Source organism: Acidithiobacillus sp. TH-A117, from assembly GCF_057473465.1.
In genome coordinates this window covers 46,347-55,808 of the sequence record NZ_JBYCKQ010000021.1, presented here as the reverse complement: position 1 = coordinate 55,808, position 9,462 = coordinate 46,347, and the positions used below count along the sequence as shown (strand labels likewise).

The 9,462-nt window shown below is 53.3% G+C and carries 10 protein-coding genes; 4 read left to right on the top strand and 6 right to left on the bottom strand.

What is annotated here, in order from left to right; translation table 11 throughout:
- The first annotated feature begins 71 nt into the window (after positions 1-71).
- Positions 72-473: an adenosylmethionine decarboxylase gene (speD, locus tag AC2VLR_RS04285; RefSeq protein ID WP_010640598.1), complete on the top strand. Its 402-nt coding sequence runs from the start codon at positions 72-74 to the stop codon at positions 471-473.
- Positions 474-590: 117 nt separating this feature from the next.
- A complete protein-coding gene (gene speE, locus AC2VLR_RS04280; RefSeq protein WP_486880998.1) occupies positions 591-1,427 on the top strand; it encodes a polyamine aminopropyltransferase in 837 nt (278 codons plus the stop codon).
- A gap of 22 nt (positions 1,428-1,449) precedes the next feature.
- Here speE and AC2VLR_RS04275 read toward each other — a convergent pair whose 3' ends face one another.
- Complete coding sequence (locus tag AC2VLR_RS04275; protein ID WP_486880997.1) at positions 1,450-2,061, bottom strand: histidine phosphatase family protein; 612 nt, start codon at positions 2,059-2,061, stop codon at positions 1,450-1,452.
- Between the two features lie 130 nt (positions 2,062-2,191).
- Between AC2VLR_RS04275 and AC2VLR_RS04270 the strand changes: the two genes are divergently transcribed.
- Positions 2,192-2,563: a rhodanese-like domain-containing protein gene (locus AC2VLR_RS04270; RefSeq protein ID WP_486880996.1), complete on the top strand. Its 372-nt coding sequence runs from the start codon at positions 2,192-2,194 to the stop codon at positions 2,561-2,563.
- 234 nt (positions 2,564-2,797) lie between these two features.
- On the opposite strand, the gene AC2VLR_RS04265 is transcribed toward AC2VLR_RS04270, so the two are convergent.
- The 3 genes from AC2VLR_RS04265 to AC2VLR_RS04255 are packed head-to-tail and all read right to left on the bottom strand — an operon-like array spanning position 2,798 to position 5,999.
- Positions 2,798-4,183, bottom strand: coding sequence for a sigma 54-interacting transcriptional regulator (locus AC2VLR_RS04265; RefSeq protein WP_486880995.1), 1,386 nt, complete (start codon positions 4,181-4,183; stop codon positions 2,798-2,800).
- 3 nt (positions 4,184-4,186) lie between these two features.
- On the bottom strand, positions 4,187-4,492 hold the full coding sequence (locus AC2VLR_RS04260) for a hypothetical protein (RefSeq protein ID WP_486880994.1): 306 nt from the start codon (positions 4,490-4,492) through the stop codon (positions 4,187-4,189).
- Positions 4,493-4,502: 10 nt separating this feature from the next.
- On the bottom strand, positions 4,503-5,999 hold the full coding sequence (locus tag AC2VLR_RS04255; RefSeq protein WP_486880993.1) for a HAMP domain-containing sensor histidine kinase: 1,497 nt from the start codon (positions 5,997-5,999) through the stop codon (positions 4,503-4,505).
- Positions 6,000-6,250: 251 nt separating this feature from the next.
- Here AC2VLR_RS04255 and AC2VLR_RS04250 point away from each other — a divergent pair, with 251 nt between their 5' ends.
- On the top strand, positions 6,251-8,443 hold the full coding sequence (locus tag AC2VLR_RS04250; protein WP_486880992.1) for a TonB-dependent receptor: 2,193 nt from the start codon (positions 6,251-6,253) through the stop codon (positions 8,441-8,443).
- Between the two features lie 89 nt (positions 8,444-8,532).
- On the opposite strand, the gene AC2VLR_RS04245 is transcribed toward AC2VLR_RS04250, so the two are convergent.
- Together AC2VLR_RS04245 and AC2VLR_RS04240 are read right to left on the bottom strand one after the other, a co-directional pair.
- Complete coding sequence (locus tag AC2VLR_RS04245) at positions 8,533-8,808, bottom strand: hypothetical protein (RefSeq protein WP_486880991.1); 276 nt, start codon at positions 8,806-8,808, stop codon at positions 8,533-8,535.
- A gap of 328 nt (positions 8,809-9,136) precedes the next feature.
- Positions 9,137-9,409, bottom strand: a complete 273-nt coding sequence (locus AC2VLR_RS04240; RefSeq protein ID WP_101536456.1) for an oxidative damage protection protein — start codon at positions 9,407-9,409, stop codon at positions 9,137-9,139.
- Positions 9,410-9,462: the final 53 nt, after the last annotated feature.

The following is a 9,462-nucleotide window of genomic DNA, read 5'->3' as shown; positions in this document are numbered from 1 at the left end:
AAACCAAGTACTGTCTGGGGGTGCACGGGAGCTACTTCTTAACCTTTTTAACTTTGGTAAGGGGGGCACCTATGCGCTCGTTAGGACATCAAATCGTTGCAGATTTCTATCACTGTGACGGCAGTACCTTGTCTGATGTAGATTTTGTCACCGATGCCATGCTGGAGGCCGCCCGGCGAGCCAACTGCACCATTGTGACGCAAACCTTTCACCACTTTTCTCCTTACGGGGTCAGTGGTGCCGTTATCGTTGCGGAATCCCACCTGGCCATTCATACCTGGCCTGAGTACGGTTACGCAGCGGTGGATGTATTTACCTGTGGCGACATCATTCAGCCCGAAGATGCCTTGAACTATCTCAAGGAAGCTTTTGGCGCCGGCCAGGTCTCCACCATGGAGATGAAGCGTGGTCAGGTGGACATGATGGGCATTCCGGCCCACGAACTGCGCGTCAAGCCGGTTCTCTGCGCCTGATAGCCAGTGTTGCTTCAGCGGGCGGATCCTGAGTTCGGGGTCCGCCTTTTCTTTTGTCTCATTCTTCCGCAAAATCCCTGCGGGCACCTACCATTCCGGCCACAATGAGAGGCAATCATGAGCACAGAACTATGGTATACCGAACGTTATGAAGAACATGGCGCAAGCCTGAGTCTGAAAGTCCGCGAAGTGCTGCACCGCGAACAAAGCCCTTACCAGACCATCGAAATTTTTGAAACCGAACATTTCGGCACACTCATGACCCTGGACGGCCTAGTCATGGTCACTGACCGGGACAACTATCTGTATCATGAAATGATGAGTCATCCCGCCCTGTTTATTCACCCGGCTCCCAAACGAGTGCTGATCATCGGTGGCGGCGATTGCGGTACCCTCCGGGAAGTGTTGCGCCACCCGGAGGTGGAAGAAGCCACCCAGGTCGAGCTGGATGAAAGAGTAACCCGGGTTGCCGAGCGCTTTTTTCCGGAACTCTGTGAGAAAAATCATGACCCCCGCGCGCATTTTCACTTTACGGACGGCATTGCCTGGATCCAGGAGGCCGACGCCGGCCGTTATGATGTCATCATTGTCGATTCTACTGATCCGGTAGGACCTGCTGCCGGTTTATTCGCCACGGAATTTTATGCGGCCTGTCATCACGCCCTGGCGGAAAAAGGTGTACTGGTCGCCCAGTCCGAATCTCCTTTACTCCACGCCGAGCTGATCCGTCAATGCCAGAGCCGCATGAGCGAGGCCGGCTTTGATGCGGTGAACAGCGTGTATTTTCCCCAGTTTTGTTACCCCTCAGGGTGGTGGAGCGGAACGCTGGGACGCAAAGGCCTCAGCATGGAATCTTTCCGCGCCGATGATGCCAAGGCATTTACTGGTACGCACTACTATCACGCCGCCATGCAGCAGGCGGCACAAGTAGCCCCGGCTTTTCTTCTCGGCTAAACCTGCTCAGCTTTACACCGACTTATCTGGAAGACTGCCCCGGCCCAATGCGGGTAAAACGCGGGCAGTAATTCCAGAGGTGCAAGGCGGGCGTATCATGCTCCCAACCCAGACGGGAAATGCTCCCGGGGTCCAGGTGCAGGTGATCACCGAATTTCAGATCCAAACCCAGCCAGCGCGCTGCCAGAGCACGCAGGATGTGGCCGTGGGCAAAGCACAGCACATGCTTGTGCCCTTTCTCACCCCACTCCCGGAGCAGCCGATCACAGCGCTGCGCCACTTCGTCAGGACTTTCTCCTTCCGGTCCCCCACAGCGAAAAATACTCCACTCCGGATTTTCCTGATGTATTTCCGGGGTTGTCTTGCCTTCATAGCGGCCATAACGCCATTCCATAAGATCATGATGCAGTTCGGGATGGGCAAAACCGGCAAGAATGGCGGTATGCTGGGCGCGAATCAGGGGACTGGAGTAGATGCCATCAAAATGTCCCTGATTCACAAATAATGACCACAGCGCTTCAGCATCCGCACGCCCTTCGGAAGTCAGTCCCACATCAGTGACTGAGGTATGCTTTCCCTTATCAGCCCACTCGGTCATACCATGACGAACCAGGGTAATGGATTCAATGTGCATGATGCTTCTCCTGTTTTAACCAGACACTCCTCAAACTATAGCTACTCCCGCGCAACAACGGGGCTTGCGTGAACGGTTCCAGGTCGTTATGGTTCAATCAGTTTATCTAATTTATCTGATCAAGGAGCGCATGATGAACAAGACAGCAATGGATCTCGTCAAGGAAGCCAAAGCGGAAATACGTGAAATGGACTTGCGGCAGGCACATGACAAACACCAGACCGAAGCCGTGGTGATCATAGATGTGCGTGAAGCCCACGAGTTTTCTGCTGGCCACATTCCCGGAGCGCATCACATATCCCGGGGCATGCTTGAATTCAAGGCAGACTCCCATCCGGCTCTCAAAGACAAAGATCGGGAGATTCTGGTTTACTGTAAGACCGGAGGACGCGCCGCACTGGCTGCGCATCAGTTGAAAAAAATGGGCTATACCAACGTGCATTCCATCTCAGGGGGTATGGATGCCTGGAGCGAGGCCGATCATCCCGTACACAAACCCTGATATTGTGCCCCTGCCGTCGTGACAGCCACTTATTTCAGGACCCGGCTTTGATACGCGAGCATTCACTTCGCCCACTTGTTGTGGGTATTGCTGTCAGCGGTCTCGCCCTGCTGCTCACTGGTTGCCTGCCATTAATGGCTGCCAGCGCAGCGGGGACGGTGGTCTATTACAACATGCCTCATCATCAGGATCGCTGAACAACAGCGAATCCCTCAATGCATTCAGACCACATGCTTATTCTTCGCCTTCATCCTCATCGGCCGTGCCATTTTCCTTGAAGGCGGAAGGATCCAGATGATAACGCCGGAGCAGGCGGTAGAATTCCGTGCGATTGCGTTGGGCCAGTTGTGCTGCCTGACTCACATTTCCCCGGGTCATGCGCATGATCTGGATCAGATAATTCATTTCAAAACGGCCCTTGGCATCAGCCAGGGGCATCACCTCGCCTTCCTTGTCGCGCAAGGCGTGGCGGATGAGCGGGGCGCCGATACGCGGCGTGGTAGACAAAACCACTGCCTGCTCGATCACATTGGCCAACTGCCGGACGTTGCCCGGCCAGGGCGCAGCCACCAGTAACTCCATAGCCTCCGGGGCAATCCCGCGCACATCCTTGCGGTTTTTGGCAGCCGTGTCCCGCAGAAAAAACTCAGCCAGCAGAGGAATATCTTCGGGACGTTCAGCCAGCGCGGGCAACTCCAGGGTCACCACACAGAGACGATAGTATAAGTCGTCGCGGAAACGCCGTTCGGCCATTTCCTTTTCCAGGTCGCGATGGCTGGCTGAGATGATGCGGACATCCACGGCGATGCTTTCCGTCGAGCCCACCGGGCGGATAACGCGCTCCTGCAAGGCCCGTAACAACTTGACCTGAAGAGAAAGGGGCATATCGCCAATTTCGTCCAGAAACAGGGTGCCTTTTTCAGCAGCCTGAAATAAACCTTGATGATTGTTGGCCGCCCCGGTAAAGGCGCCTTTTTTATGGCCAAACAGTTCGGATTCCAGCAACTGCTCGGGAAAAGCCGCACAGTTCAGGGCGATAAAGGAATGCGCACGGCGCGGGCTGGCCTGATGAATGGCCTGGGCCAACAACTCCTTGCCGGTACCACTGGCCCCATGGACAAAAACGCTGGCATCAGAGGCTGCCACCAATCGCGCCTGATCGAGAACCGCCTGCATTTTCGGGCTGCGGGTAAGAATTCTGTCCCAACTGGAATCCTTGCCTTTTTTTCCCGTAGCAGGGGCAACCGCCGCCGTGAGACTGAAAGCCCGCTCCACCTGAGCCATCAGGTCTTTTCCATCAAAAGGCTTGGTCAAAAAGGCAAAAACCCCCTGATCTGCGGCCAGCAGAGCATCGGGAATAGAACCGTGAGCAGTCAGAATGATGACTGGCAGGGTAGGATAGTCCCGGCGGATGGCATCCAGCAAAGCCATGCCGTCCATCTGATCCATTTTCAAATCGGTAATCACCAGCCCCGGATGTTCCATGGCCAGCACGGACAGGGCCTCATTGCCATTGGCGGCAGTACTGATGCTGTAGCCTGCAGATTTCATCCGCAGTGACAACAAACGCAGCAAATCTGCATCATCGTCAACCAGGAGAATTTTACCTTTATCGGTCATGGGTTATTGTCCCTGGGGGAAACGGGCATTTTTCTCGATTTGTACCAGCTCATTGAGTTTGCGGCGCAATTCGGCCTCATGTTGCTGGGACTGCTGAAGCCGGTTCTGCAAATCATTCAACTTGTTTTCCAGCTTCTGGTAGCCAGGGTCGCCTGCTCGCGCATCGGCCAACTGTTTGCCCAACACAGCAGCCTCGGCTTTTTCGGAAATGCAGGGGGCAGTAACCGGAGTCACTTTTTCCAGTTCCGCAATTTGTGCCTTGAGGGTGGCCAGCTCAGCGGTTTTGATGATCTGTTCTCCTGGTTTCAACAATACTGCATTAGACGGCAGCGGAGCCGGGGTGCTGGCGCATCCCGCCAGTATCAGGGGTATGGACCACATGGGAAGCATCCAAGCCCGCCAGCGGAAGGCGCAGCCGGAACCAGGCGCCTGGTGTTTTTTTATCCTGCAATTCAAGACTTCCCCCGTAACTCAGCACATATTCCCTGGCAATGGCCAACCCCAAGCCGCTACCTTCTATTTTCCCGGAGTCTGAAGCTTCTCCGCGATACAAAATATCAAAAATCTTTTCGCGTTCACTCGGGTCCACCCCGGGCCCTTCATCCTGAACGTCGAGCAGGGCATCTTCGCCCTGTACTTGCAAATCCACCCGTATGGTAGCGTTTTGAGGCGAGAATTTCACGGCATTTGACAATAAATTGTCACAAATAGTGCGGAGCCTATCCGCATGCCCCCGAATCTGCACGGCTTCAAGATGTGCCTGCAGGTGCAGGGACTTGCTGCGCAGGCTCGGTTTGTAACTCATTAACAGCTCCTCCAGCACCCGTGTCAGGGAAAGTTCCTGCACCATTCCAGCACCGACCGGCCCTTCGGCGAGACTGAAACGCAGCAGGTCTTCAATGAGGCGCTGCAGGCGCAAACTGTTGTCGCCGACAATATGGACAATTTCCTGCTGCTCTGCGCTCAGGTTCTGGCCCAGATCATCCTGCAACAGTTCCGAGCCCTCGCGAATGGCGGTGAGGGGCGTTTTCAACTCATGGGAAAGCTGGCGCAGGAAATGCAATTTTGCCTCTTCAAGGGCATTCAGACGATTACGCAGCCATTCCAGTCGATCCCCCAGGCTGGCAATGTCCCGTGGTCCCTTGACAGCAATGGGGGTTTCCAGATCGCCGTCGCCCAGTCCGGAAACTGCCTGATCCAGCCGTCGGACCGGACGGGTAATCAGAATGATGAACACAATGGCCACCGCCACCGACAACGGCAAAACCAGCAGGACCTCAATGATGGTCAGATGCTTAATGGCCAGAGCCCGGGTACCGAGTTTCCCCACCTCGGTACTGATCCCTTCATTGACATCGCTCTGCAGGCGCTGCGCCTCCCCGCTGGCCCGACTGAAATCACTTTCCAGGGCAGTCCGGTTTCCCTCCAGGGAAACCAGAGGCAGAAGCTGGCGCGCTCTGGTCAGGTGATCAGCGAGACGGTGCAGACGATCCCTGTCGAGGGGTGAAGGTCCTGCTGCCGCAAATCGGGCGCTGGCTTTTTTGTATTCGCTGAAACTCTGATCGTAGAGCACCAGCAATGCCTGATCCTGCAATACCGTGTACTGTAGACCATAACGCTCCATGGAACGCACGGCGTTATTCATACGATTGGCAGCATCACTCATGGCGACGGCCCGCAAAATGCTGACCTGACCCTGCTCGGCAAAATGCGCGATAGAAAGTGTCACACTGACGATGACCAGCACCAGCGGTACGATAGCCAGACCGAAACCAAACACCACCAGTTTGGAAATGGAACTAGGACGCAGGGCCATAAAAATTTGCACTCCCCCAAGAAGATCAAGCCAGCGTAAATTCACCCGGCCTGAAGCGCAAGAATATTAGATAAACTCCATGTTCTTTAATAGTCTTTCTCTATTGTCCAGCAAAACATTATAATTACAAATTACTGTGGAGATCGCTTAAGATTTTCTTATAAAAACCAGGGAGCGCCCATCTTTACAATTAGTTACCGCTTTCCTTTGCCGCATATCACTAAAAAACTTTAAATATACGGGAGAGTTTTATGCGGAAACCACGAAACCAGGCGCTTTTCGGCGCAATTTTGCTGGCTATGGGCAACCATGCCGGGGCAAGCACCTCGCCAATGACCATCTCTATCCAGCTGCCAGAATCAACCATAGACGCCTTTTCTGCCAATGCCCTCCGGATCTCGCCACAGTCTCTGAACGATACCGGCCTGGCAAGTAACACCGCTCGCATTCTGGAAAAAATCCCCGGTAGCAATATTTCCAGCGCAGGTGGAGTTTCCGGACTGCCCGTTTTAAATGGTCTGAGCGACAATCAACTGCTCTTGCAAGTGAATGGCTTCAGCACGCCCAATGCCTGTGCCAATCACATGAACCCCCCACTTTCCTATCTGCCTCCTGCGGCCATCGGCCAGATTACCGTCTACCCCACTGTTGTACCGGTCAGTGCAGGTGGCAATGCCATAGGTGGTGCCGTCATCGTCAATTCGCCGCCGCCGACTTTCGCAGAGCCCGGCAGTCATTTTGTGAGCAGTGGCAGTGTTGGTGGATTTTATCAAAGTAATGGCAATATTTACGGAACTCACCTGAATGCCACGGCGGCCACCCCACATTTCAGCATCCGCTATAATGGCTCCTATGTGCATGGTGGCAACTACACCGCAGCCAAGGCTTTCAAAGCTGAAACCTATGGTATTCCCGGTGATGTAGTGGCCTCATCCCTCTACGAGGCAATCTACCAGAACCTCAATGCCGCCTACCGCTGGAAACAACAGGTATTGGAGATGGGTGTGCAATACCAGAGCATTCCCTTTCAGGGTTTTCCCAGCGCCCGCATGGACATGACCGGGAATCACAGCACGCGGCTTAATCTCCATTACCAGGGACATTTTCAATGGGGTACTGTGGAATTGCGCGGATATAACCAAGTGGTTCAGCACAGCATGAACTTCCTTGCCGATAAAAACCTGGGTGCCATGATGGGCATGCCCATGAATACCCAGGGCGTGAATAACGGCTTGAAAGGGACAATCACCTTACCTCTGGACACGGACAATCGTCTGCAACTGGGGGCCAGTTACAACCATGAGCATTTGAATGACTGGTGGCCTCCCGCAAACACTAAAATGAGCATGATGGGCCCCAATACCTATATGAATATCAACAATGGCAGAAGGGATCGCTATGACGCTTTCGCCGACCTGAAAACACAATGGAATCCCCACTGGAAAAGCGATCTTGGCGTACGCCTGGATGCTGTACGAATGAATACCGGCCCGGTCCAAGGCTACAATGCCATGATGTATGGAAATCCGGATAGCCCGCAAAGCCTGCCCGGTAAATTCAACCAGAGTGATCGCCAGCGCCAGTTCAGCAACTGGAATTTTTCCGCCATTGTGCAATATCAGCCCGGCAAACACAGCACCTATACCCTGGGACTGGCGCGTAAATCACAAGCCCCCGACCTTTATGAGCTCTATCCTTGGTCCAGCAATCCCATGGCCATGAATATGGTCGGCTGGTTCAACGATGGCAATGGTTATATCGGTAATCTCAACCTGAAACCCGAAACAGCGAACACCGTCAGCCTGGCCGCCAATTTTCATGGAACGGATATACAAAAATGGCATGTGCAAATTCAGCCTTACTTGACCTACATCCATAACTATATAGGTGCTGTGCGCTGTCCAACCAGTCTTGGTGGGGCCTGCACGCCGACCAATCTGCACTCAGAAAACGGTTTTGTCTATTTGCAATTTGCCAACCAGAACGCCGAAATATGGGGTATCAATATGGATAGTGCTGCTCGTCTGGCACAAACCCGGCGTTATGGAACATTTACGCTGTCGGCAAAAGCCGCCTATGTGCGCGGGAATAACATGAGCAGTCATACTTCTCTCTACCACATGATGCCCTTGAACCTAAGACTTGCCTTGCATCAAAACTGGGGAACATGGCGCAATACCATTGAAGAACAACTGGTTGCCGCAAAAAATCAGGTGGACACCCTACGCAATGAACCCAAAACTGCCGGTTATGGTTTACTGAATATACGCACCGCTTATCAGTATGGGCACTGGCAGGCCAGCCTGGAACTGGCCAACCTCCTGAATCAGTTTTATGAGCAACCTTTAGGTGGCGTTTATATGGGCCAACGCCCCATGACTTATGGCGTTGCTCTCCCCGGTCCGGGACGTTCTGTGAACATGAGCCTGCAATATCAATTTTGAGTTAAGCAAACACAAAAAACCCGGGAAATTATCCCCGGGTTTATCAGTAAAGCTGAAACCCGCGCCATCAGGTCGCGGGTCAAGGCTGCTTACGCAGCGGGCTCAGCCTTCTTTTCTTCTACTTTCTTGGCCACTTCAGGCTTCTTCATTTCTTTCTTCATTTCCATTTTCTTGTGCTCATACTTCTTGTGCTCATACTTTTTATGAGCGTGCATCTTGTGCTCAGCTTTCTTCACCATTTTGTGCTCAGGAGCCTTGTGTTCCACGGTCTTTTCGGGAGCCTTGGCAGGCACTTCGGTGGTCGCAAAAGCAGCAGTGGCGGTCAAGAAAGACAGGGCAGCAGTCAGGGCAACGATTTTCTTCATAAATAAGCTCTCCTCAAAAGGTGATTCCAGGTTTCCGCTTCTAGCGGCGCTGTTTCAGCAGCACGATCACTTAGCACAATGCGTGCCATTATTTTAATACAATGATTATTAAGGAATAAAAATAGATCAGACCTTGTGTCATCCCCATGCTCTGCGCAATGCGTCACCTGCCAGCGACAGGCGGAAAGGATTTTGTAATAAATGAATGATCTGACGCAGCAGAGCTCTGTCGTTATTCAACGACTAGGCGGTCAATCAAGGGGTTGGGAGGGGGTGATCAATACCGGAGGACACCCCGTCGGCACGCCTCCGTTTTCGCAAAACGGGATCAGACGGATGGTGGCACGAAACCTTCAGGTTGCTGGGCGCCGTCACCAAAAAAATAGGCTTCCATCTGTTTTTCCAGAAAAGTCCGGGACTTGGGATCGATGGGTGAAAGTCGATATTCATTGATCAGCATCGTCTGATGCTTCAGCCAGCCTTGCCAGGCCTCCTTGGAAACTTCCTGATAAATCCGTGCGCCCAAAGGACCGGGATAGGGAGGACGATCTAGACCTTCGGCTTCGTGACCCAGTTTTACACATTGCACCATTCGTGACATGACGGACTTCCTCACTAGCATACGGGATGGGAATGCCGCCCATCTTACCTGAA

What these genes read in the sequence shown, in the direction of transcription:
- speD (WP_010640598.1), top strand. Translation starts at nt 72, where the DNA reads ATGCGCTCGTTAGGACATCAAATCGTTGCAGATTTCTATCACTGTGAC.
- AC2VLR_RS04250 (WP_486880992.1), top strand. Translation starts at nt 6,251, where the DNA reads ATGCGGAAACCACGAAACCAGGCGCTTTTCGGCGCAATTTTGCTGGCT.
- AC2VLR_RS04245 (WP_486880991.1), bottom strand. Translation starts at nt 8,808, where the DNA reads ATGAAGAAAATCGTTGCCCTGACTGCTGCCCTGTCTTTCTTGACCGCC.
- speE (WP_486880998.1), top strand. Translation starts at nt 591, where the DNA reads ATGAGCACAGAACTATGGTATACCGAACGTTATGAAGAACATGGCGCA.
- AC2VLR_RS04240 (WP_101536456.1), bottom strand. Translation starts at nt 9,409, where the DNA reads ATGTCACGAATGGTGCAATGTGTAAAACTGGGTCACGAAGCCGAAGGT.
- AC2VLR_RS04265 (WP_486880995.1), bottom strand. Translation starts at nt 4,183, where the DNA reads ATGACCGATAAAGGTAAAATTCTCCTGGTTGACGATGATGCAGATTTG.
- AC2VLR_RS04270 (WP_486880996.1), top strand. Translation starts at nt 2,192, where the DNA reads ATGATGAACAAGACAGCAATGGATCTCGTCAAGGAAGCCAAAGCGGAA.
- AC2VLR_RS04275 (WP_486880997.1), bottom strand. Translation starts at nt 2,061, where the DNA reads ATGCACATTGAATCCATTACCCTGGTTCGTCATGGTATGACCGAGTGG.
- AC2VLR_RS04255 (WP_486880993.1), bottom strand. Translation starts at nt 5,999, where the DNA reads ATGGCCCTGCGTCCTAGTTCCATTTCCAAACTGGTGGTGTTTGGTTTC.